Raw genomic sequence first — 25,218 nt, forward strand, 5'->3', positions numbered from 1 at the left:
CCGCCAACCGGCGGACGCCCCCGCGGACGTCCGCCGCTGTCGCCGTCGTACGAGGGGATCAGAGGGGAAGTAGGGGAAGAAATGGCTGACGAGAAACAGCTGGTCGACACGCTCAAGCGGGTCGCAGCCGACCTGCACGACACCCGTCGGCGGCTGCGTGAGGCCGAGGAGAGGGAACACGAGCCCATCGCGATCGTCGGTATGGCCTGCCGGTTCCCCGGCGGCGTCGGCTCGCCCGAGGACCTGTGGGCCATGCTCGACGCCGGCCGCGACGGCATGGCCCCCTTCCCCCGCGACCGGGGCTGGAACCTGGACCAGCTCTCCGCCAGCGACGGACATGGCGACACGGACCGCCGCGCCGGGTTCCTCCAGAACGCCGCCGGATTCGACGCCGAGTTCTTCGGCATCAGCCCCCGTGAGGCGCTCGCCATGGACCCGCAGCAGCGCGTGCTCCTGGAGACCTCCTGGGAGGCGATCGAACGCGCCGGCATCGACCCGCACACCCTGGCCGGCACCCGCACCGCCGTCTACGCGGGCGTCAGCAGCAACGACTATCTGCGCGGCCTGACCCGGATGCCCGACTCCATCGCGGGCCACATGATGACCGGCGTCGCGGCGAGCGTCCTGTCCGGGCGCGTCTCCTACGTCCTGGGCCTCGAAGGCCCGTCCCTCACCGTGGACACGGCGTGCTCCTCGTCCCTCGTCTCGGTGCACCTGGCGGCCCAGGCACTGCGCGGCCGCGAATGCACCCTCGCCCTCGCGGGCGGCGTCACGGTCATGGGCTCCGCCGGTACGTTCCTGGAGTTCAGCCGCGCCGACGGCCTCTCCGGGGACGGCCGCTGCAAGGCGTTCGCCGACGCGGCCGACGGTACGGGGCTCTCCGAGGGCGTCGGCGTCCTGGTCCTGGAGCGGCTGTCGGACGCGCGCCGCAACGGTCACCGGGTGCTGGCTGTGGTGCGGGGCTCGGCCGTCAACCAGGACGGCGCCAGCAACGGCCTCACCGCCCCCAACGGCCCCTCCCAGCAGCGGGTCATCAAGCAGGCCCTGACGTCCGCGCGCCTCACCCCGCAGCAGGTCGACGCCGTGGAGGCGCACGGCACGGGCACGCGGCTCGGCGACCCGATCGAGGCGCAGGCGCTGCTCGCGACCTACGGCCAGGACCGTGCCTCGGATACGCCGTTGTGGCTCGGATCGATCAAGTCCAACCTCGGCCACACCCAGGGCGCCGCCGGCATGGCGGGAGTCATCAAGATGGTGCTCGCCCTCCACCACGAACGGCTGCCGCGGACCCTCGGGGTGGACAGGCCGTCGTCGCATGTGGATTGGTCGGCGGGTGCGGTGGAGCTGCTGACCGAGGCCAGGCCGTGGAAGCGGGCCGGGGAGCGGGTGCGGCGGGCTGGTGTCTCGTCGTTCGGTATCAGCGGCACCAACGCGCACGTGATCGTGGAGGAAGCCCTGGCCGAGGAGCCGACGCCGGTGGCGGAGGTGACGGCTGGGCTGCCGGTGGTGCCGTGGATCGTCTCCGGCAGGACGAACGAGGCGGTTCGGGATCAGGCGGCGCGGCTGCTCGAGTTCGCCGTGACCAGGCCGGAGCTGGATGCGGGGGATGTGGGCTGCTCGCTGGTGACACAGCGGTCGGCGTTCGCATGTCGGGCGGGTGTGGTGGCGCGGGACCGGGGCGGGTTGCTGGCTGGGCTGGAGGCCATTGCCGGCGGGGGCGTCACGCCCACGGTCGCCGGGGGTTCGGTGGCGTTCCTGTTCACCGGGCAGGGCAGTCAGCGGGCCGGGATGGGGCGTGAGCTGTATGAGGCCTTCCCGGTGTTCGCGGCCGCGCTGGACGAGGTGTGTGCCGCTCTGGACGTGCACCTCGAACGGCCCCTGAAGGACGTGATGTTCGGCGGGGAGGGGCTGGACGAGACGGGGTGCACGCAGCCCGCTCTCTTCGCTCTGGAGGTGGCGCTGTTCCGGCTACTTGAGGCGTGGGGGGTACGGCCCGAGGCGCTGGCCGGTCACTCCATCGGCGAGTTGGCCGCCGCTCATGTGGCCGGGTTGTGGTCGCTGGAGGACGCGGCGACGCTGGTGGCCGCTCGCGGCCGTCTGATGCAGCAGCTGCCGGCCGGGGGTGCGATGGCCGCCGTACAGGCCACTGAGGACGAGGTACGGGCGGTTCTCCCCGCAGGCACCGGTATCGCCGCCGTCAACGGCCCGACCGCCGTGGTCGTCTCCGGGCCGGAGGCGGGCGTGGAGGAGGTCGTACGGCATTTCTCGGAGGCGGGTCGCAAGACCAAGCGGCTCACCGTCAGCCACGCCTTCCACTCACCGCTCATGGAGCCCATGCTCGCCGAGTTCGAGCGCATCGCCGCCCAACTCACCTACAGCAAGACCAATTTCCCGATCGTGTCGACCCTGACGGGCGCGCAGGTGTCGTACGAAGACCTCTCCACCCCCGCCTACTGGGTCCGCCACGTCCGTGAGGCGGTCCGTTTCGCCGATGCCGTGGTGACACTGGACGGCCAGGGCATCGGTACGTTCCTGGAGCTCGGCCCCGACGCCGTACTGACCGCGATGGTCGCCGACCCGCGCGCCGTACCCACCCTGCGCCGCGACCGCACCGAACCCCAGGCCCTGGTCGAAGCCCTCACCCGACTGCCCGCAGTCGACTGGACCACCTTCTACGGCCCCGGCCGGCACCCCGTCGACCTCCCCACCTACGCCTTCCAGCACCAGCACTACTGGTTCCGCAGCAACTCGGTGGGCTCTGGGGAGCCCGGTGACTTCGGGCTCGCGGCGGGTGGGCATCCGCTCCTGGGCGCGTCGGTGGAACTGCCCGACTCCGAAGGGGCGTTGTTCACCAGTCGGTTGTCCCTGGCGACGTACCCATGGCTGGCCGAGCACACGGTGAACGGCACGGTGATCGTTCCCGGTGCGGCCCTGGTCGAGATCGCCGTACGCGCCGGAGACCAGGTCGGACGCGGCACCGTCCGCGACCTGACCCTGCACGCCCCGCTCATCGTGCCGCAGACCGGCGCGATCGCCCTGCGCGTGCGCGTCGGCGAGGGCGACGAGCCCGCCGTCACCCTCCACTCCCGCCCCGAAGGCGAGGAGGGTGGCTGGACCCTGCACGCCGAGGGTGTTCTCTCGGCGGCCGGGTCCGAGCCGGGCCCGGGTGCCGTCGCCTGGCCGCCCGCGGCCGCACAGCCGATCGACACCGAGTACCTCTACGCCGGACTCGCCGCCCTGGGCCTGGAATACGGCCCCCTCTTCCAGGGCCTCACGAGTGCCTGGCGCGACGGGGACACGGTGTGCGCCGAGGTCACGCTGCCCGAGGACACCGAGACCGACGGGTACGGCATCCACCCCGCGCTTCTCGACGCGGCCCTGCACTCCGTGGCCGCGGGGGAACTGCTGCCGGCGCCCGAACCCGGCTCGGCCTGGCTGCCGTTCTCCTGGTCTGACGTCACCCTGCACGCCACGGGCGCCCGTACCCTGCGCGTCCGGGTCGCCGTCACCACGCCCGGTGCCATCACTCTCGACGCCGCCGACGCCGAGGGCAGGCCGGTGCTGTCCGTCGGGACACTCGCGCTCAGGCCCGTGCCGGTGGCGGCCGGAGCGGGTGCGGGCGCGTCGGGCGCGGGCGACGCTGAGTACGGCGTCGACTGGACCGTCGTCGAGGGACTGCCGTGCGCCGGAGCCGAGGAGCCGCTGCCGCTGCCCGAGCCCGGCCGCGTGGAGGCGCTGCCCGCTGCCGGCTGGTCCGCGCTGACCGCCCCGGCCGCGACCTCGCCCACCGAGGCCGCGACCGTCGTCCTCGCGGCGCTCCAAGAGTGGCTGGAGCGGGCCGCACCGGATGAGCGGCTGCTCGTCGTCACCCGGGGTGCCGTGGCCACCGCGCCCGGAGAGGACGTCACGGACCTGGGCCAGGCAGCTGTCACCGGACTCGTCAGGGCGGCCCGGACCGAATACCCGGGGCGGCTGCTGCTCCTCGACGTCGACAGTGACGCGCCGTCCCTCTCCGCCCTGGGTTCCGATGAAGACGAACTCGCGCTGCGCGGCGGCACGTTGCTCGCACCGCGCCTGGTGCGTCGTGCGACGGCGGCGGCAGCAGCCGGTCCGGAACCGGTCTGGCCCACCACCGGCACCGTCCTGATCACCGGCGGCACCGGTGGTCTGGGTGCCCTGGTCGCCCGGCATCTGGTCACCGAGCACGGCGTACGCAACCTGGTCCTCGTCGGGCGACGCGGTCCCGAGGCCCCCGGTGCCACCGAACTCGCTGCAGAGCTACGGGAGTCGGGCACCGAGGTCACCCTCGCCGCCTGCGACGTCGCCGACCGGGACGCGCTGGCCGCGCTGCTCGCCGCGCACCCCGGCGTCACCGCGGTCGTGCACACCGCCGGTGTCGTCGACGACGCGACCCTGGGACGGCTCACCCCGGCCCAACTGCGCCGCGTCCTCGCCCCCAAGGCGGAGGCCGCCCACCATCTGCACGAACTCACCCAGGACCTCGACGCGTTCGTGCTCTTCTCGTCCGCGGCCGGCGTGCTGGGCGGCGGCGGACAGGCCAACTACGCGGCCGCCAACGCCTACCTGGACGCGCTCGCCGCGCGCCGGCGCGCCCACGGGCAGCCCGCGGTGTCCCTGGCCTGGGGCATGTGGGACCCGGCCACCGGCGGCATGGGTTCCGAGCTCACCGATGCCGACCTGGAGCGGATGGCCCGTACCGGCGTACGGCCGCTCGGCGCCGAACAGGGCCTCGCCGTCCTGGACTCGGCCGTCGCGGCGGCGGACGCGCTCACCGTGGCCGTACGCCTCGACGTGCCCGCGCTCGCCCGGTCCCTCAGCGGCGGCGTCCCGGGCCTGCTGCGTTCGCTCGTCCGTGTCCCCTCCCGCCGTACCGCCGCGGGCGGCGCGACGGGCGGCGGTACCGGACTGCGCGACCGACTCGCCGTGATCGGCGACCGGGAGGAGCGGGCCTCACTCGTGCTCGACCTGGTGCGCCGGCACGTCCGCACCGTCCTCGGCTTCGGCGCGGGACAGACCGTCGAGGCCGAGAAGCCCTTCAAGGACTTCGGCTTCGACTCGCTCACGGCCGTCGAGTTCCGCAACGCGCTCGCCGCCGAGACCGGCGTACGGCTCCCCGCCACGCTCGTTTTCGACTACCCCACCCCGCATGAACTCGCCGCCCACCTGCTGAAGGAACTGGCACCAGCCGACGACGACCCCGCCACTGCCCTGCTGCGTGGCCTCGACCACCTCGAACCCCTCATCGGAACGCAGGAGTTGGACCAGCTGACCCGGTCCCGGATCACCGTACGGCTGCAGGCCCTCCTGGCCCGCTGGCAGGACTCGGACGACCCGCGGCCAAAAACAGCGCAGGTGGCCGCCGACGACCTGGCAGCGGCATCCGACGACGAACTCTTCGCCCTCCTCGACGGCGAGACCGGGAGCTGAACGACCATGGCAGCAAGCACTGGACCCACCGCGGCCACCGAAGTCCCCGGTGAACGCGAACAGAAGCTGCGGGACTACCTGAAGAAGGCCACCGTCGACCTGATGCAGGCCCGCCGGCGCATCGAGGACCTGGAGTCCCGCGCCCGCGAGCCCATCGCGATCGTCGGTATGGCCTGCCGCTACCCCGGAGGCATCGCCTCGCCCGACGACCTGTGGCGGCTCGTCGCCCGCGGCGGCGACGGCATGCGCGGCTTCCCCGACGACCGCGGCTGGGACACCGCCAACCTCTACGACCCCGACCCGGGCGCCCTCGGCAAGAGCTACGCCAAGGAAGGCGGATTCCTCGACGCGGCAGGCGAGTTCGACGCCGCGTTCTTCGGGATCAGCCCCCGCGAGGCGCTCGCCATGGACCCTCAGCAGCGGCTGCTGCTGGAGACGTCCTGGGAGGCGTTCGAGCACGCGGGCATCGACCCCGCCGCCGCGCGCGGCACCCGTACCGGCGTCTACGCGGGCGTCATGTACCACGACTACGGCTCGGACCGCGCCGCACTGCCCGACGGCGTCGAGGGCTTCCTCGGCACCGGCACGGCGGGCAGCGTCCTGTCCGGCCGGATCTCCTACGCCCTCGGCCTGACCGGACCCGCCGTCACCGTCGACACCGCCTGCTCGTCCTCCCTGGTCACTCTGCACCTCGCGGCGCAGGCGCTGCGGGCGGGAGAGTGCTCCCTCGCCCTGGCGGGCGGCGTCACGGTCATGGCCACCCCGGACACCTTCATCGACTTCAGCAGACAGCGCGGGCTCGCCCCCGACGGCCGGTGCAAGCCGTTCGCCGAGGCCGCCGACGGCACCGGCTGGTCGGAGGGCGTCGGCGTGCTCCTCCTGGAACGCCTCTCCGACGCCCGCCGAAACGGCCACCGCGTGCTGGCCGTCGTCCGAGGCTCGGCCATCAACCAGGACGGCGCCAGCAACGGCCTCACCGCGCCCAGCGGCCCCTCCCAGCAACAGGTCGTCCTCGACGCCCTCGCCGCCGCGGGCCTGTCCACCGACGACGTCGACACCGTCGAGGCACACGGCACCGGCACCGTCCTCGGCGACCCGATCGAGGCACAGGCGCTGCTCGCGACCTACGGCCAGAACCGGACAGAGCCCCTGTGGCTGGGGTCCGTCAAGTCCAACCTGGGCCACACCCAGGCGGCGGCGGGCGCGGCCGGCGTCATCAAGATGGTGCAGGCGCTGCGCGCGGGCGTGTTGCCCCGCTCCCTGCACATCGACGCTCCGACCCCACACGTCGACTGGTCGGCCGGTGCCGTGGAACTCCTCACCGAGAACCGCCCCTGGCCCGCCGCCGACCGCCCGCGCCGGGCGGCGGTGTCCGCGTTCGGCATCAGCGGCACCAACGTCCACGTCATCGTCGAGGAGGCGCCCGCCGAGGAGCCGCCAGAGACCCCGCGGGCCGCCGATCTGCCGGTCGTGCCCTGGACCGTCTACGGCAAGACCGCGGCGGCGGTACGGGCACAGGCGGCACGCCTGCTTGAATTCGCCCGCTCCCAGCCCGAGTTGAACCCGTCCGACGTGGGCTTCTCGCTGGCCATGCGCCGTGCCTCGTTCGCGTATCGGGTGAGTGCGGTGGCCGGTGACCGGGGCGGGTTGCTGGCTGGGCTGGAGGCCATTGCCGGCGGGGGCGTCACGCCCACGGTCGCCGGGGGTTCGGTGGCGTTCCTGTTCACCGGGCAGGGGAGTCAGCGGGCCGGGATGGGGCGTGAGCTGTATGAGGCCTTCCCCGTCTTCGCGGCCGCGCTGGACGAGGTGTGTGCCGCTCTGGACGTGCACCTCGAACGGCCCCTGAAGGACGTGATGTTCGGCGGGCAGGGCCTGGACGAGACGGGGTACACGCAGCCTGCCTTGTTCGCTTTGGAGGTGGCGCTGTTCCGGCTGCTGGGGGCGTGGGGGGTGCGGCCGGATGTGCTGGCCGGTCACTCCATCGGCGAGTTGGCCGCCGCTCATGTGGCCGGGTTGTGGTCGCTGGAGGATGCGGCGACGCTGGTGGCCGCGCGCGGCCGTCTGATGCAGCAGCTGCCGGCCGGGGGTGCGATGGCCGCCGTACAGGCCACCGAGGACGAGGTGCGGGCCGTGTTGCCGGAAGGCACGGGTATCGCCGCCGTCAACGGTCCGTCCGCTGTGGTCGTCTCCGGGCCGGAGGCGGGCGTGGACGAGGTCGTACGGCACTTCGCCGGGGCAGGCCGCAAGACGAAGAGGCTGAGCGTCAGCCACGCCTTCCACTCCCCGCTCATGGAGCCCATGCTCGCCGAGTTCGAGCAGATCGCCGCCCAACTCAGCTACGCCGAGCCTGCGATACCGATCGTCTCCACCCTCACCGGCACGGCGGTCTCGTACGACGAGCTGTCGCAGCCGTCGTACTGGGTCCGCCACGTCCGTGAGGCGGTCCGCTTCGCCGACGCCGTGGCGACACTGGACGGCCAGGGCATCGGCACGTTCCTGGAGCTCGGCCCCGACGCCGTACTGACCGCGATGGCCGCCGACCCGCGCGCCGTACCCACCCTGCGCCGCGACCGCACCGAACCCCAGGCCCTGGTCGAAGCCCTCACCCGACTGCCCGCAGTCGACTGGACCACCTTCTACGGCCCCGGCCGGCACCCCGTCGACCTCCCCACCTACGCCTTCCAGCACCAGCACTACTGGCTGGCCTCGGCGGGGCGGACCGGCGGCAGTGTGAGCGTGGGGGAGGCGGTGCTGCCGGAGGCCGAGCCGGACGATCGTGAGGCGCGGCTGGCGGAGCTGAGGTCCGCCGATGAAGCGGGGCGTGCCGCCCTGCTCGGGGAGTTGGTGCGCGAGGTCACCGCCGGGGTGCTCGGGCACACCGGGGCCGACGACGCCGTCGAACCGGACAGTGATTTCCTCGATCTCGGATTCACCTCGCTGCTCGCGGTGGAATTCCGTGACCGGCTCACCGCGGCGCTCGGCCTGAAACTGCCCGCCGCCGTGATCTACGAATACGGGACCCCGGAAGAACTCGTCGAGTACCTGGCGGAAGAACTCGAGGACGCGCCCGCGGTGGGCCCGACGGACGCCACCCGGTAGGGGGCGCTAGGGGTGGCCATAGGGGCTCTCACCCGCCATGGCCACTTCTAGCATCGAGGGCACCCGGCAGAACCGGCCGGATGCCAAGTCGAGAACGCGACACACCAGTCAGGAAGGGGCAGCCGGTGGAAAACAACGACGTGTGGCTGAAAATCGGCGGCAGCAGCCAGGAGGAACTGGTGCTCGCCGTCGATTTCACCGCCACCGGCCGTCCCGACGCCCGCTTCTCCGACCTGTTCTCGCTCACCGCGGCGGGCCGCCACCATGTCTGGGAGACGATGCCCCAGGCCGTCGCCACCGATGTGGGGCCCGGCGGCCAGGAGTATCTGGACCGCTGGTTCGACTCCGTGCGCGAGAGCGGGCGGCCGGTCGGCGCGGTCCTCGGCTTCTGCGCCGGCTCCGTGTATGCGGCCGCCCTGGCCGAACGCCTCACGCAATGGCAGGAAAGCGCCCCGCAGCTCATTCTCTTCGACCCGGAACTCGCCAACCCGCTCGGTCTCTACTGGCAGTTCCACATGTCCTTGAGCCTCTTCGAATCCATCGTGGGCCCCGAGCCGGTCTCGGCCGCCAACACCGAGGGGCACCACGTCCTGGAAAGCACCGACGACATTCGGGTTCTCGGTACCGAACTGGTGCGTCTTTTCCGTGGCGTGAGTGAACCCGCGTTCGACCAGCTCGACCTCGACGAGGAGAGCCGTGCCGAATTCACCGAATCCTTCACCGCTTTCGTCGCCTATGTTGTCGCCGCGGGCGATTTCGACTCCATGGAGAACTGGCACAAGGCGGTCGCCTTCACCTCGGCGAGCCCGCTCAGCGGGCTCAACCGGCTCCGCTCGACCGATCCCGAGACCGCGGCGCGCGTCGTGTCGGGGGAAATCCGGTTCGGCAGCGAGCACATGAACCTGCTGCGCGACGAGGACGCCGCGAAGGCCCTGGACGCGCTGCTGTCCCCGCAGGACCTCTCCCGACAGATCCGGATGTGACATGACGACGACCCCAGAGACCAGGACCGCAAGGGACGAGGGAGGCACCACCGTCACGGCCGCGTCCCCTTCCCCGACCACGAGCACAGCAGCGAAGCCGGACAACAAGAAGAAGACCCGGAGCGGGAGGAAGCCGGGAAGCACGAAGGCGTCGGAGAGCGAGAAGGCGCCGGAGAACAAGAACACGTCGGAGAGCGAGAAGGTGCCGGAGCAGGACAAGAAGCCGGCTGCCGTGAAGGGTCCCCGGCACGCCGCTCCCGAGCCCGCCCTGCGCATCACCGGACTGCGCAAGGACTACGGCGACGTCAAGGCCGTCCGAGGACTCGACCTGAGCATCGCGCCCGGTGAGGTGGTCGCCCTGCTCGGCCCCAACGGAGCAGGCAAGTCCACCACCGTCGACATGATCCTCGGCCTGGCCAAGCCGACCGCGGGCAGCATCACCGTCTTCGGCAAGGCCCCGTACGTCGCCGTACGGGAGGGCATGGCGAGCGCCGTCCTGCAGGAGGGCTCGCTCATCGACGACCTGAGCGTCCGCGAGACCCTCGGGATGATCTCCTCGCTCTACAAGGACCCGCTGCCCATGGACGAGGTCCTGCGCCGCGCCAACATCGAGGACATCGTCGACCGGCGCGGCACCAAGCTCTCCGGCGGCCAGCGCCAGCGCGCCCGGTTCGCCTGCGCCCTGGTCGGCAACCCGCAGCTGCTCATCCTGGACGAGCCGACCTCCGCGATGGACGTGGGCAGCCGCCGCAAGTTCTGGGAGTCGATGCGGAAGTTCACCGACACCGGCCGTACCGTCGTCTTCGCCACGCACTACCTCGACGAGGCCGAGGAGTTCGCCGACCGTGTCGTCCTGATGCGCGCGGGACAGATCGCCGCCGACGGCACCGTCGCCGAGATCCGCGCCCTCACCGCCGGCCGGCTGCTGCGCGCCGCCGTACCGGGGGCGACCGCCGACGAGCTGAAGAAGCTGCCCGGTGTCACCGCGGCGAGCATCCGCCTCGGCCAGGCCGAGCTGCACTGCGACGACTCCGACGCCGCCGTCCGCGCGCTCGTGACGCGGTACGCCGACGCCCATGACATCGAGATCAGCGCCACCGGCCTGGAGGAGGCGTTCCTCACGCTGACCTCGGACGACGACGCCTCCCAGGACGACACGCGGAACACGGAGGACGAGGCCGCATGACCGGCTACCTGGCCATCGAGATCAAGCGGATGCTGCGCGGACCGCGCTTCATCGTCTTCGCGTTCGTCGTGCCCGTCGTGATGTACCTGCTGGAGTGCATGCTCTACAAGAAGCAGACCATCCCGCACTCCCACGGCATCACCTACAGCGCCTGGCTGATGTGCAGCCTGGCCGCCTACAGCGCGTTCACCTCCTCCATGCACACCACCGCCCGGGTCGCCCACGAACGGCAGATCGGCTGGCACCGGCAGCTGCGGCTGACCCCGCTGCTGCCGCGCACCTACCTGCTGACCAAGGTGTTCGTGGCGATGGTCGTCGCGCTGCCCGGCCCGGCCTTCGTGGCCCTGTTCGGCTGGCTCGTCCAGGACGTACACCTGTCGGCGAGCGGCTGGCTGCAGATCACCCTCGGCATCTGGATCGCCGCGCTGCCGTGTGCCGTACTCGGCCTGGTCATCGGCCTGTACGTGGCCCCCGAGCAGCAGCAGATGTACCTCCAGGGCCTGATCATCCTCTTCGGCTTCCTCGGCGGACTGCTCCTGCCGACCACCGGGTTCCCCGACTGGCTGGTCGACATCATCAAGGTCATGCCCAGCTACTGGCTCGCCGACATCGGCCACGGTGCCCTGCTGCACGACACCCGGGCCCTGGTCGGCGCGGCCGTGCTGGCCGCGTGGACGCTGGTGTTCTCCGGCGCGGTGGTCCTCAGCTACCGGCGCGAGGCGGCCCGGGCCTGAGCGGTCCCGGCCGTACGAGTCTCAGCCATACGAGTCTCAGCCATACGAAGAAGAGGTGGGCGCCGGCCGAGGAGGTCGGCGCCCACTCGCATGTCCAGCCGTCCACCTTCCCTGTCCTGCCCCGAACCCGACCGAGAGGGACCCCTATGTTCCTGGCCCCCAGCCGCAAGGGAGTCGTCCCCTTCCGCGGCCACCACACCTGGTACCGCGTCACCGGAGACCTGCACAGCGGCCGTACCCCCCTCGTCGTCGCGCACGGCGGCCCCGGCTCCGTCCACGACTATCTGCTGAGCCTGACGGCGCTCGCCTCCGACGGGCGCCCGGTCATCCACTACGACCAGCTCGGCAACGGCCAGTCCACCCGCCTGCCCGACCAGGGCGCCGACTTCTGGACTGTGGACCTGTTCCTGGCCGAACTGGACGCGCTTCTCACCCACTTGGACATCGCCGACGACTACCTGCTGTTCGGCCAGTCCTGGGGCGGCATGCTCGGCGCGGAGCACGCCGTGCGCCGCCCGGCCGGACTGCGCGGCCTCGTCATCGCCAACTCGCCCGCCTCCATGCCCCTGTGGCGCGCGGAGTGCGAGCGCCTCAAGGACGAGCTGCCGGCCGACGTCCGCGACACCCTGCGCCGCCACGAGGCCACCGGCGACTTCGCCCACCCCGACTACCAGCGCGCCGTCCTCGCCTTCTACGAACGCCACCTGTGCCGGGCCCGCCCGCTGCCCCCCGAAGTCGCCGGCACGCTCCTCGCCCTGCAGAGCGACCCCACCGTCTACGGCACCATGAACGGCCCCGCCGACTTCCATGTCATCGGCACCCTCAAGGACTGGAGCGTCATCGACCGCCTCCCCGCGATCGACGTCCCCACCCTGGTCATCACCGGCGCCCACGACGAGGCGACCGAGGCCACGATCCGCCCCTTCCTGGACCATATCCCCCAGGCCCGCTGGGAACTCTTCGAGGACTCCAGCCACATGCCCCACGTCGAGGAGCCCGAGCGCTTCGAGACGGTCATGCGGGAGTGGCTGGCGCAGGTGGGCTGAGCGCACGAACGCGGAAGGGGGACCGGGCGAGGCCCGGTCCCCCTTCGGTGCTGATCGACTTCCGTACTGATCGACCGGAGGCCTACTCCGACTTCTCCGCGATGAACCCGGCAAGGGCCCGCGGCGTCGGATGGGCGAAAAGGTCCGCGAGGCGAACGCGCACCTTCACGTCCGTCGTCCGCTTGATGCGCTGCAGCAGCTGCACCCCCAGCAGCGAGTGCCCTCCGTGCGAGAAGAACCCCGAGCCGGCCTTCAGGTCCTCGCGTTTGAGGAACTCCCGCCACAGGACGACGAGCTGATCGGTCAGCTCATCGGTGTCGATGCCGCTCGTCGCGCCCCGCTCCCGCCCGGCCAGGGCCTGAGCCCGCAGCCGCAGCCCCTCCAGGTCGGGCCGTCCGCCCACCGACGGCAGCGCGTCCACCACGACTACCCGGTCCGGCTCGGCGGACGCCGGCAGGGACACCCGTATCTGCTTCAGCAGCCGCTCGGCCAGACCCTCGGCCGGGCCGCCGCCCGTGGGCGCCACGAACGACACCACACGCCCCGCCACCGACACGCTCGCCGCACCCGCCACCTCCGCATGGGCCAGCAGCACCGCGTCGATCTCGTCGAGCCCGAAGGCGACCCCCTGGACCGTGACCTGCCGGTCGAGCCGGCCCAGCAGCTCAAGACGCCCGTCCGGCAGCCAGCGCGCCAGTTCCCCGGTGCGCCGCACGGTCCCGTCCGCCTCCGCGAGGCACAGCTCCCCGCGCACCCGCACCGGCAGCTCCCCACCGTCGGGCGCCGCCACCAGGGCCCGTACGGCCGACCACTGGCCCGGCGCGTACGACGAGAGCTGCGCGACCGCGGGGGAGAGGGGTACCGCGGTCGGCAGCCCGTGCCGGTGGCCTCCGGCGACCGCGGCCCGGTCGGCATCGCTCCACACCGACAACTCGCCCACGGGACTGCCCAGTTCCTCTCCGAGTCGGACCAGGAGCGCGTCGTAGCGGGCGAGCAGCAGGCCCACCTCGGCCGGCGAGAACACCTGGGTGCGGAACACGGCACGGATGCGCAGCTCCTCCTCGTCCCCGGGCTGCGGCCCGGCCCCGGGCATGAAGAAGAACTCCAGGTCGAACTTGCTGAAGCCGTTCTCCACGTCCCGCATGCGCGCCGGGAACCCGCCGACCGCGAAGTCACCGGACGTGCCGCCGGGCACATAGTTGAACAGATGCGTGCACAGCGAGTTGCGCCAGCTCGCGCCGGTATCCGCGTCCCGCACCTCGTCGAGCACCAGCTCGGCCGGCACCCCACTGTGCCCGATCCCCTCGAGGAACACCGAACGCACCCGGTTCACCAAGCGCTTGAAGGGCTTGGCCGGATCGATACGCACCCGCAGCGGCAGCACGTTCACGTGGTAGCCGATCGCCGACTCTCGCCCGGCGGGCCGTACGCTCACCGGCGAACCGACGACCAGATCCCGCCCGGCGCCGTGCCGCGACAGCAGCAGACAGTACGCGGACAGCAGGATCACGGCCTCCGGCGCGCGCAGCTCACGGCACAGCCGCCGTACCACTTCGTGCGCCGGACGCGACAACGTGTACCAGGTGCTCTCCCCGGCGAGATCCGGTGTGTCGGACGGCGGGTTGCCGAACCACAGGCCGCCCCCGTCGCCGGCGCGGTAGCCGTGCAGCTGATCCCGCCAGAACTCCAGGCTCTCCTCGGAGGGTTCGGGCTCCACGGCAGCCGGCACGGACGGTGTCGTGTCGTAGCCGTCCGGGTCCTGGAGCGCGTGCAGCAGCTCACTGAGGAACGACACGGTGGACATCGCGTCGAACACCAGATGGTGCAGCGCGACACTCACCGTGCAGCCGCCACCGTCCGACGTGAACACCGCCCCCCGCAGCAGCAGCGAGCCGTCGAGCGCGAACGGCGCCCCCACGAACTCCTCCACGGCGGCCTGTACGTCACCCGCGCCCACCGGCACGGCGGACACCGGCAGCGCCACCGCCTCGGGCGCGAGGACACTCTTGGCGAGCTCGGTCTCCGAGGCCCTGAAGACGGTCCGCAGAACCTCCTGCCTGCGCACCACCAGCGTCAGAGCCCTGGACAGAATTGCGGGTTCGATGACCCCGTCGACATCGAACGTGACGGACAGATTGTTGACCCCGGCCCCTGGCACGAGCCGCTCCAGCAGCCACAGGTCGGTCTCCTTGCGTGTGGCCATGACGGTGCTCCTCATCGCAGTAACAGCCCGGTCGGGCTGACGTCAGTCGATATCGATGCCCTCGAACTCGCCGTCGAGAATGTCGAAGATCTGCTCGGCGTCGGCGTCCGCCAGTGAGTCGCCGGCCGGCTCCGCGGCGCCTCGGGGCGCTTGCAGCTCGGACCAGCGCGCCGAGAGGGTGCGCAGCGTCTGTGCCACCCGCGCGTGATCGCCCGCGTCCAGCCCACCGGACCCGACCACACCCACCAACTTCGCCTCCAGCAAGGCGAGTTCTCCCTCCACGGCACGCAGCGCCGCGGGCCCGGTCTCGTCCGGCACGAGCTGCTCGCGCACGTACTCGGCGAGCGCCCGCGAGGTCGGGTAGTCGAAGGTCAGCGTCGCGGGCAGCCGCAGCCCGGTCAGCGGCGCCAGCTGGTTGCGCAGCTCCACCGCCGCCAGCGAGTCGAACCCGAGCCCGCCGAAGCCGCGCTCGGCGTCGACCGCGTCCCCCGATGCGTGCCCGAGCACCGCCGCAACCCGAGCCCGCACCAACTCCAGGACGTACGGCGTCCGTTCGGCAGCGGGCAGCCGCAGCAGCCGCTCCTTGAGCGCCTCGGCGCCCCGCGCCTCCGTCGCCGCGCCACGGCGCCGGGCAACCGGGACCCGGACGAGCTCCCGCAGCATCGCGGGCAGAGCCCCGTCCCGGGCCCGCCGCTCCAGGGCACCCGTGTCGAACGGCACCGGCAACAGATGCGCCCGCCCGCTCCCGAGCGCCGCGTCCAGCAGCGCGAGCCCGGCCTCACGCCCCAGCGCCCGCGGTCCGGTCCGGGCAACCCGCTCCACATCGGCCGCGCTCAGCCCGGCGCCCATGCCTCCGGCCTCCGGAGCCCACAGGCCCCAGGCCAGCGAGACACCCGGCAGCCCCTGGGCCCGCCGCCGCGCGGCAAGGGCATCCAAGTAGGCGTTGGCGGCAGCGTAGTTGGCCTGACCGGTGCCGTCGAAGGTGGCAGCGGTGGAGGAGTAGAGAACGAAGGCCTCGATGCCATGGCCGGCCGTCAACTCGTCCAGATGCCGCGCCGCATCGACCTTGGGCGCCCAGACCCTGGCCAGGCTCTCCACGGTGAGATGCTCGACGGTCGAGTCGTCGAGCACACCCGCGGTGTGGACGACGCCCGTGATGTCCGGGTGGGCGGCGAGCAGACGGGCCACGGCCTCCCGATCGGAGACGTCACACGCCTCGACCACCACGTTTTCCGCGCCCAACTCCTTGAGCTCAAGGGCGAGTTCGGTGGCGCCGGGGGCTTGGGTGCCGCGTCGGCTGGTGAGCAGGATGCTGCGTACGCCGTGGGTGGAGATCAGGTGGCGTGCGGTGAGGGCGCCGAGGCCGCCGGTTCCGCCGGTGATGAGGGTGGTGCCGGTGGTGGGCCAGGTGCCGGTGGCGGCCGCGGCCGTCTCCCGGGCGAGTCGGGGAGCATGGAACTCGCCGTCGTGGTGGCCGAGTTCGGGCTCTCCGGCCGGGATGTGTTCGGGGATGTCCTGGGTGTCGATGAGGACGATGCGGTCGGGGTGTTCGGCCTGGGCGGCCCGGGTCAGGCCGCGGATCGCGGACTGCTCCGGGTCGGTGGCGGCACCGGTGGTGTGGACGAGAAGGCTCTGCTCGCCGTCGAGGTGCGCCTGGAGCCGCGGGAGCAGTTCGCCGGCCGTGGCGGCACGGAGGACCGTGTACGAGGCGGTGGGCTCGGTCGCCTGCGCGGTAACCGGCACCCAGTCCACCCGGTACAGATCACGAGGCGCGGCTGCGCTGCCGACCGGGGCCGGCGGTCGCAGCGCGAGGCCGGTGACCGTGGCGACGGGGGCGCCCGTGAGATCGGCGAGATCGAGCCGGTAGCCAGAACCCTCGCCGGTCACACGCACCCGTAGGGCGGTCGCCCCCGACGCGTGTACCACCACATCGCTCCAGGAGAAGGGAAGCTCCGCGCTCTCCGCCGCACCCGCATATGTGAGTGCATGCAGCGCCGCGTCCAGGAGCGCGGGGTGCAGTGCGAAGGCACCCGGATCAGTGCCCTCGGGCAACGCGACCTCGGCGTGGACCGTGCCTGTGCCGTCGGCGGTGCGCCAAGCGGCCGTGAGGCCCTGGAACAGCGGGCCGTACTCCAGTCCCATGGCGGCCAGGTCGTCGTAGAGGGTGGCGGTGTCGACCGGTTCGGTCCCGGCCGGGGGCCAGACGATGAGGTCGGTGGCGGGTGCCACGGCGTCGGCGGAGAGGGCGCCCTCGGCGTGCAGGGTCCAGGGACCGTCCTCGCCTTCGGGACGGGAGTGGACGGTCACGGCGGGCTCGTCGCCCTCACCGACGCGCACGCGCAGGGCGACCGCGCCGGTCTCCGGCACGATGAGCGGGGCGTGCAGCGTCAGGTCGCGGACGGTGCCGCGTCCGACCTGGTCTCCGGCGCGTACGGCGATCTCGACGAGTGCGGCTCCGGGCACGATCACCGTGCCGTGCACGGCGTGCTCGGCCAGCCACGGCTGGGCGGCGAGCGACAGCCGACCGGTGAACAACACGCCGTCGCCGTCCGGCAGTTCCACCGCAGCACTCAGCAGCGGGTGCTCGGCGTCCGACTGTCCGAACTCCGATGCGTTGCCGGCCCGCGCGGCCGTGGCGGCGAGCCAGTAGTGCTGGTGCTGGAAGGCGTAGGTGGGGAGGTCGACGGGGTGCCGGCCGGGGCCGTAGAAGGTGGTCCAGTCGACTGCGGGCAGTCGGGTGAGGGCTTCGACCAGGGCCTGGGGTTCGGTGCGGTCGCGGCGCAGGGTGGGTACGGCGCGCGGGTCGGCGGCCATCGCGGTCAGTACGGCGTCGGGGCCGAGCTCCAGGAACGTGCCGATGCCCTGGCCGTCCAGTGTCGCCACGGCGTCGGCGAAGCGGACCGCCTCACGGACGTGCCGGACCCAGTACGACGGCTGCGACAGCTCGTCGTACGAGACCGCCGTGCCGGTGAGGGTGGAGACGATCGGTATCGCAGGCTCGGCGTAGCTGAGTTGGGCGGCGATCTGCTCGAACTCGGCGAGCATCGGCTCCATCAGCGGCGAGTGGAAAGCGTGGCTGACGGTCAGCCGCTTGGTCTTGCGGCCCGCCTCGGAGAAGTGCCGTACGACCTCGTCCACACCCGCCTCCGGCCCGGAGACGACGATGGACACCGGCCCGTTGACGGCGGCGATACCCGTGCCTTCCGGCAACACGGCCCGCACCTCGTCCTCGGTGGCCTGTACGGCGGCCATCGCACCCCCGGCCGGCAGCTCCTGCATCAGACGGCCACGCGCGGCCACCAGCACCGCCGCATCCTCCAGCGACCACAACCCGGCCACATGAGCCGCCGCCAACTCGCCGATGGAGTGACCGGCCAGCGCCTCGGGCCGCACCCCCCACGCCCCCAGCAGCCGGAACAGCGCCACCTCCAGAGCGAACAAGGCAGGCTGAGTGCACCCCGTCTCGTCCAGCCCCTCCCCACCGAACATCACGTCCTTCAGCGGCCGTTCGAGGTGCACGTCCAGAGCGGCACACACCTCGTCCAGCGCGGCCGCGAACACCGGGAAGGCCTCATACAGCTCACGCCCCATCCCGGCCCGCTGACTGCCCTGCCCGGTGAACAGGAACGCCACCGAACCCCCGGCGACCGTGGGCGTGACGCCCCCGCCGGCAATGGCCTCCAGCCCAGCCAGCAACCCGTCCCGGTCGCGGGCCACCACACCCGCCCGACATGCGAACGCCGACCGCTGTGTCACCAGCGAGCAGCCCACATCCCCCGCATCCAGCTCCGGCCTGGTCACGGCGAACTCGAGCAGCCGCGCCGCCTGATCCCGAACCGCCTCGTTCGTCCTGCCGGAGACGATCCACGGCACCACCGGCAGCCCAGCCGTCGCCTCCGCCACCGGCGTCGGCTCCTCGGCCGGGGCTTCCTCCACGATCACGTGCGCGTTGGTGCCGCTGATACCGAACGACGAGACACCAGCCCGCCGCACCCGCTCCCCGGCCCGCTTCCACGGCCTGGCCTCGGTCAGCAGCTCCACCGCACCCGCCGACCAGTCCACATGCGACGAAGGCGCGTCGACATGGAGGGTCTGCGGCAGTTGCTCGTTACGCATCGCCAGGACCATCTTGATGATCCCGGCCACACCGGCGGCCGCCTGCGTGTGCCCCAGGTTCGACTTGATCGACCCCAGCCACAGCGGCGCATCCGAGGCACGGTCCTGACCGTACGTCGCCAGCAACGCCTGCGCCTCGATCGGATCCCCCAGCCGGGTCCCCGTCCCATGCCCCTCGACCGCGTCCACATCGGTCGGGGCCAGGTTCGCGGAGGTGAGCGCCTGGCGGATGACCCGCTGCTGGGACGGTCCGTTGGGTGCCGTCAGCTGGCTGCTCGCGCCGTCCTGGTTGACGGCCGAACCCCGCACCACCGCCAGCACCCGGTGACCGTTGCGACGCGCGTCCGACAGCCGCTCCAGCACCAGGACGCCAACACCCTCGCCCCAGCCGGTGCCATCGGCCGCCTCGGCGAACGGCTTGCACCGCCCATCGGAGGCCAGCCCCCGCTGCCGGCTGAAGTCCACGAACGTGTCCGGCGTCGACATCACCGTCACCCCACCCGCCAGCGCCAGCGAGCACTCACCGCTCCGCAGCGCCTGCGCGGCCAGGTGCACCGCCACCAGCGACGACGAACACGCCGTGTCCACCGTCACCGCAGGCCCCTCAAGACCCAGCGCATACGACACCCGGCCGGACACCACACTGCCCAGTCCGCCGTTGCCGAGGTAACCGGCGAGTTCCTCCGGGACGTCGTGGAGGCGTGGGGCGAAGTCGTGGTACATGGCGCCGGCGAAGACGCCCGTGGCACTGCCGCGCAGGGACGTGGGGTCGATGCCCGCCCGCTCGAACGCCTCCCAGGACGTCTCCAGCAGCACCCGCTGCTGCGGGTCCGTGGCAAGGGCCTCGCGCGGGCTGATGCCGAAGAAGTCGGCGTCGAAGTCGGCCGCTTCTTCCAGGAAGGCGCCCTGGTTGACGTACGTCTTGCCGATGGCCTCGGGGTCGGGGTCGTACGACTCCTGCCACAGCGGACCACGGTCGGACGGGAACTCGGAGACCGCGTCCGCGCCCGCGGCGAGCAGACCCCACAGGTCCTCCGGCGAGGTCACCCCGCCGGGGTAGCGGCAGGCCATGCCGACGATCACGACCGGATCGTCCGTCGTTGCCTCCGTCGTCGACGCCCCGACCCGCGACACGACCTCCGACGCCTCATCGACACCCACCAACTGCTCGTCCAGGTAGCGCGCCACGGCGGCGGCGTTCGGGTAGTCGAACGTGAGGGTCGCGGGGAGGCGCAGCCCGGTCGCCGCGCCGAGCTTGTTGCGGAGCTCGACCGCCGCGAGCGAGTCGAAGCCCAGGGTGCCGAAGCCGCGCTCCGGGTCGACCGCCTGCGGGCCGTCGTGGCCGAGCGCCGCCGCGACGTGGGTGCGTACGAGAGTGAGCAGCCGTCGTTCGCGGTCCGCAGCGCCGAGCCGCGCCAGCTCGTGCGCCAGTGAGCCGCCCTCCGACTCCGTCGTCGAACTCGCGGCGCGGCGGGCCGGCGTGCGGACCAAGCCGCGCAGTACCGGCGGGAGTTCCTCCGAGCGGGCGCGGCGCGTCAGGGCCTGCTGGTCGAGGCGCAGGGCGAGGACGTGGGCGGGAGCGTCCGGCAGGGTGGCCGCGGCGTCCAGCATCGCCAGGCCAGCCGCCACGCCGTGTGCGGGCGTTCCGGCTCGTGCCGCGCGGGACACGTCGGCCGGGGCGAGACCGGCCGCCATGCCGCCCGCCTCGGGGTCCCACAGGCCCCACGCGAGCGACAGCGCCGGGAGACCGAGGGCTCGGCGGTGGGTCGCCAGGGCGTCCAAGTAGGCGTTGGCGGCGGCGTAGTTCGCCTGTCCCAGGGCGTCGAAGGAGGCCGCCGCCGACGAGTAGAGGACGAACGCGTCGAGCTTGCGGTCGGCCGTCAGCTCGTGCAGATGCCGTGCCGCGCGTGCCTTCGGTGCCCACACCGACTCCAGGCGCTCCGGCGTCAGGGTGTCGAAGGTCGCGTCGTCGAGCACGCCCGCCGCGTGGACGACCGCCGTGATGTCCGGGTGGGCGGCGAGCAGGCTGGCCACCGCCTCCCGGTCGGAGACGTCACACGCCTCCACGGTCACGTGCTCGGCACCCGACTCGCGGAGCTCGGCCACGAGTTCGTCGACGCCCGGCACCTCGGCGCCACGCCGGCCCACCAGCAGCACCCCGCGCACACCGTGTTCGGCGACCAGATGCCGTGCCGTCAGCGCGCCCAGGCCGCCGGTGCCACCGGTCACCAGGACCGTGCCAGACGTGGACCATGAGCCGGCCTCCGCCGATGCGACCTCTCGCACCAGGCGCGGCACGAACCACTCGGCCCCGCGCACCGCCAACTCCGGTTCACCGTAGGGCAGTACGTCCGGAACGGGGGCGTCGGTGGCGACGTCCACGAGGACGATCCGGCCCGGGTGCTCGGCCTGCGCGGCGCGCACCAGGCCCCACACCGCCGCCTGCTCCAGGTCACCTTCGTCCGCGCCGACGGTGACCGTCACCGCGCCCCGGGTCACCACCAGCGTCCGTGCCTCGCCCGCGAGCGAGGACTGCAGGGCGGTCAGGACCTCGGGCACCGTGGCACCCGACACCACCTCGAATCCGGAGCCGTCCACGTACCCGGCGCCGTTCACCGTCGGTCCCTGGATCGGGCTCCACCCGACCCGGTACAGCGGTACCGCCCGGCCGGTCCGGCTCGCGCCGGCCGTGGGGCGCAGGACGAGTCGGCCGATCGTGGCGACCGTGGCTCCGGCCGGGTCCGCCAGGTGCAGCGAGACGCCGGACGCGGCCGGGGTGACGTGCACGCGCAGCGCGGTCGCGCCGGCGGCCCGTACCGTCACATCGGTCCAGGCGAAGGGGAGTTCGGGGCCGTCGGCGTCCTCGTCGAGGCCGATGACGTGCAGGGCGGCGTCCAGCAGCGCCGGGTGCACGGTGTAGCCGGACGGGTCCACGCCGTCGGGCAGGGCGACCTCGGCGAACAGCTCCTCTCCCCGTCGCCAGGCCGCGCGCAGGCCCTGGAACGCGGGGCCGTAGCCGTAGCCCTGGGCGTCCATGCGTGCGTAGGCGCCGGTCACGTCGAGCGGCTCGGCGCCCCGTGGCGGCCACACTCCCGGGGTGTCGGAGGGAGCGGGCGCGGCCGGGGCCAGTATGCCCTGGGCGTGTGCGGTCCAGTCCGTGTCGGCCGTGCGGGAGTGCACGGTCAGCGGGCGGCGGCCGCCCGGCCCCGGCTCCTCGACCACGAGCTGGATCTCGACGCCCGAGTCGGCGTCCTCCAGGGTCAGCGGTGCCTGGAGCGTGAGTTCCTCGACCGTGTCGCATCCTGCCAAGTCGGCCGCATGTACAGCGAGTTCGACGAATCCGGTGCCGGGGAGCAGGACCGTTCCGCCCACCGCGTGGTCGGCCAGCCACGGGTGGGTGCGTACGGAGAGCCGTCCGGTGAGGACCAGGCGCTCGGAGCCCGCGACGGTCAACGCCGCTCCCAGCAGCGGGTGTTCGGCGTCGGCGACGCCGAGGGCGGCCGGGTCGGCCGGGCCGTCCTCCAGGGCGTCCAGCCAGTAGCGGCTGCGCTGGAAGGCATAGGTGGGCAGCTCGGCCGCCGTCCGCTCCGGGCCCAGGTACGCCGCCCAGTCGACCGGCACGCCACGCAGGTGCAGCGCGGTGACCGCGGTGACCAGCGAGCCGGGCTCGTCGTGTCCACGGCGCAGGGCGGACAGCAGCTGCCCGTCGGTCACCGACTCCGCGCCCATCGCCGTGAGCACGGCGTCCGGGCCCAACTCGAGGAACGTGGCGACGCCCTGCGTCTGGAGCGTGCGGACCGCGTCCGCGAACCGGACCGCCTCGCGGACGTGCCGTACCCAGTACTCGGGGTCGGCCAGTTCCTCGTACGGTACCTCGTGGCCGGTCAGTGTCGACACGATGGGGATGCCCGGCCGCATCGGGTTCAGGACCTGCGCGAACTGGCGGAACTCGGCGAGCATCGGCTCCATCAGCGGGGAGTGGAAGGCGTGGCTGACGGTGAGCCGCTTGGCCTTGCGACCCGCCTCCGAGAAATGCCGTACGACCTCCTCCACGCCCGCCTCCGGTCCGGAGACGACCACCGACACCGGTCCGTTGACCGCGGCGATCCCGGTGCCCTCGGGCAGGGCGGCGCGTACCTCGTCCTCGGTGGCCTGTACGGCGGCCATCGCGCCCCCGGCGGGCAGCTGCTGCATCAGACGGCCGCGTGCCGACACGATCAGCGCCGCGTCGTCCAGGGACCACAGGCCGGCCGCATGTGCGGCGGCCAGTTCGCCGATGGAGTGTCCGGCCAGCACGTCGGGCCGTACGCCCCAGGCCTCCAGCAGCCGGAACAGGGCGACTTCCAGGGCGAACAGGGCAGGCTGGGTGTAGTGGGTCTCGTCGAGCTCGGCACCGGCCTCGCCGTACAGGCTGCTGTCGCCGAACATGACGTCCAGCAGCGGGCGTTCGAGATACACGTCGAGTGCCGCGCAGACCTCGTCGAGGGCGGCCGCGAACACGGGGAAGGACTCGTACAGACCCCGTCCCATGCCGACGCGCTGGCTGCCCTGACCGGTGAACAGGAAGGCCAGCAGTCCGCCGGTCGGCTCGGCGCGCAGCGGGGCCTCGCCGCGGGCGATCGCCTCGACGCCGGACAGCAGCGCCTCCCGGTCGGTCGCGACGACGGCGGCGCGGTGCGGGAACGCCGTACGGCCCGTGAGGGCAGACGCCACCGACGCGGCGGAAAGCCCCGGGTGGTCGCGAAGATGCCCGGCGAGCCGCCCGGCCTGGGCGCGCAGGGCCTCGTCGGTCCTGCCGGACACGATCCACGGCACGACCGGCGGTGCCGTCTCGGCGGTGGTGGCCGGGGCGGGCTCCTCGGCGGGTGCCTCCTCGACGATCACATGCGCGTTGGTGCCGCTGATCCCGAACGACGACACGCCCGCGCGCCGTACCCGCTCCCCGGCCGGCCAGGGCCGCTCCCGGGTCAGCAGGGCCACCGATCCGGCCGACCAGTCCACCCGGGAGGAGGGTTCTTCCACATGGAGGGTGCGCGGCAGCAGCTCGTGGCGCAGCGCCTCCACCATCTTGATGACACCGGCCACACCCGCGGCCGCCTGTGCGTGCCCCAGGTTCGACTTGACCGACCCCAGCCACAGCGGCTCGGCGCGGTTCTGGCCGTAGGTCGCCAGGAGCGCGCCCGCCTCGATGGGGTCGCCGAGCCGGGTGCCGGTGCCGTGGGCCTCCACGGCGTCCACGTCGGCGCCCGTCAGACCGGCGGAGGCGAGGGCCCGCTGGATGAGGCGGCGCTGGGCGGAGCCGCTCGGCGCGGTGAGCCCGTTGCTCGCGCCGTCCTGGTTGACGGCAGAACTCCGGATCAACGCAAGGACCTTGTGGCCGTTGCGGTGCGCGTCGGACAGGCGCTCCAGGACGAGGAAGCCCACGCCCTCCGCCCATCCGGTGCCGTCGGCGGCCTCCGCGAACGGCTTGCAACGCCCGTCCCGCGCCAGGCCGCGCTGTCGGCTGAACGCCGTGAAGGTGCCCGGGCTCGACATCACGGCCACCCCGCCCGCGAGCGCCAGGGAGCACTCGCCCGAGCGCAGCGCGCGCGCCGCCAGATGCATCGCGACCAGGGACGACGAGCAGGCCGTGTCGACCGTCAGGGTCGGGCCCTCCAGGCCCAGCGTGTAGGCGACGCGACCGGAGATGACGCTGGTGGCGCCGCCGGTCAGCAGATGACCCTCGTAGCCCTCGGGCGCCTGGTGCAGACGCGGTCCGTACTCCTGGGGCTCGGCGCCCACGAAGACCCCGGCGGTGCTGCCGCGCAGCGCGGCCGGGTCGATGCCCGCGTGCTCCAGGGCCTCCCACGAGGTCTCCAGCGCGAGCCGCTGCTGCGGTTCCATCGCGGCGGCCTCGCGCGGGCTGATCCCGAAGAAGTCGGCGTCGAACTCGGCCGCGCCGTACAGGAATCCGCCCTCGCGCGCATACGTCTTGCCGGGCGCGTCCGGGTCCGGGTCGTACAGTCCGGCCACGTCCCAGCCGCGGTCCTCGGGCAGCGGCCCGATCGCGTCGCCGCCCGCCGCCACCAGGTCCCACAGCTGGCCGGAGGAGGCGATGCCGCCGGGGTAGCGGCAGGCCATGCCGACGATCGCGACGGGCTCGGCCGGGTCCAGCCCCTCGGCGTCCGGGACCTCGGTCCCGTCGGCGGACTCGCCGAGCAGCTCGCGCACCAGCCGACCGGCGAGGGCCCTCGGGGTGGGATGGTCGAAGGCGATGGACACCGGCAGTTCCACACCGGTCGCGGCCGACAGGCGTCGCTGCAGATCGACGATGGCCAGTGAGTCGAGTCCCAGCCGCAGGAAGGGCAGCGACGGATCGAGTGCCCCGCCCGTGTCCCGGCCCGCCTTGCGCAGCGCCGCCCCG

General features: G+C 72.7%; 6 protein-coding genes and 2 pseudogenes. 6 read left to right on the forward strand and 2 right to left on the reverse strand.

Annotated features, from left to right (window positions below; translation table 11 throughout):
* The first annotated feature begins 81 nt into the window (after positions 1-81).
* From N8I87_RS30945 to N8I87_RS30970, 6 genes and pseudogenes are all read left to right on the forward strand, one after another.
* The gene (locus N8I87_RS30945) at positions 82-5,448 is read left to right on the forward strand and encodes a type I polyketide synthase (protein ID WP_263213652.1); all 5,367 of its coding nucleotides are present in this window, start codon (positions 82-84) and stop codon (positions 5,446-5,448) included.
* Positions 5,449-5,514: 66 nt separating this feature from the next.
* Positions 5,515-8,505, forward strand: a pseudogene (locus N8I87_RS30950) (type I polyketide synthase); the annotation flags it as partial.
* A gap of 167 nt (positions 8,506-8,672) precedes the next feature.
* The gene (locus N8I87_RS30955; RefSeq protein WP_263213653.1) at positions 8,673-9,530 is read left to right on the forward strand and encodes a hypothetical protein; all 858 of its coding nucleotides are present in this window, start codon (positions 8,673-8,675) and stop codon (positions 9,528-9,530) included.
* Between the two features lies 1 nt (position 9,531).
* Positions 9,532-10,716 (forward strand): ABC transporter ATP-binding protein, encoded by a 1,185-nt coding sequence (locus tag N8I87_RS30960; protein WP_263213654.1) that lies wholly within the window; start codon positions 9,532-9,534, stop codon positions 10,714-10,716.
* Positions 10,713-11,450 (forward strand): ABC transporter permease, encoded by a 738-nt coding sequence (locus N8I87_RS30965; protein WP_263213655.1) that lies wholly within the window; start codon positions 10,713-10,715, stop codon positions 11,448-11,450. Before N8I87_RS30960 ends, N8I87_RS30965 begins: the two co-directional genes overlap by 4 nt.
* A gap of 146 nt (positions 11,451-11,596) precedes the next feature.
* Complete coding sequence (locus tag N8I87_RS30970; protein WP_263213657.1) at positions 11,597-12,496, forward strand: proline iminopeptidase-family hydrolase; 900 nt, start codon at positions 11,597-11,599, stop codon at positions 12,494-12,496.
* Positions 12,497-12,578: 82 nt separating this feature from the next.
* On the opposite strand, the gene N8I87_RS30975 is transcribed toward N8I87_RS30970, so the two are convergent.
* Entirely contained in the window at positions 12,579-14,699 is a 2,121-nt protein-coding gene (locus N8I87_RS30975) for a condensation domain-containing protein (RefSeq protein WP_263213659.1), read from the reverse strand.
* Between the two features lie 342 nt (positions 14,700-15,041).
* Positions 15,042-25,157: pseudogene (locus N8I87_RS30980) on the reverse strand (SDR family NAD(P)-dependent oxidoreductase); the annotation flags it as partial.
* Positions 25,158-25,218: the final 61 nt, after the last annotated feature.

Source organism: Streptomyces sp. HUAS 15-9, from assembly GCF_025642155.1.
In the GTDB taxonomy this organism is placed as follows: Bacteria; Actinomycetota; Actinomycetes; order Streptomycetales; family Streptomycetaceae; genus Streptomyces.

What these genes read in the sequence shown, in the direction of transcription:
- N8I87_RS30945 (WP_263213652.1), top strand. Translation starts at nt 82, where the DNA reads ATGGCTGACGAGAAACAGCTGGTCGACACGCTCAAGCGGGTCGCAGCC.
- N8I87_RS30960 (WP_263213654.1), top strand. Translation starts at nt 9,532, where the DNA reads ATGACGACGACCCCAGAGACCAGGACCGCAAGGGACGAGGGAGGCACC.
- N8I87_RS30965 (WP_263213655.1), top strand. Translation starts at nt 10,713, where the DNA reads ATGACCGGCTACCTGGCCATCGAGATCAAGCGGATGCTGCGCGGACCG.
- N8I87_RS30970 (WP_263213657.1), top strand. Translation starts at nt 11,597, where the DNA reads ATGTTCCTGGCCCCCAGCCGCAAGGGAGTCGTCCCCTTCCGCGGCCAC.
- N8I87_RS30975 (WP_263213659.1), bottom strand. Translation starts at nt 14,699, where the DNA reads ATGGCCACACGCAAGGAGACCGACCTGTGGCTGCTGGAGCGGCTCGTG.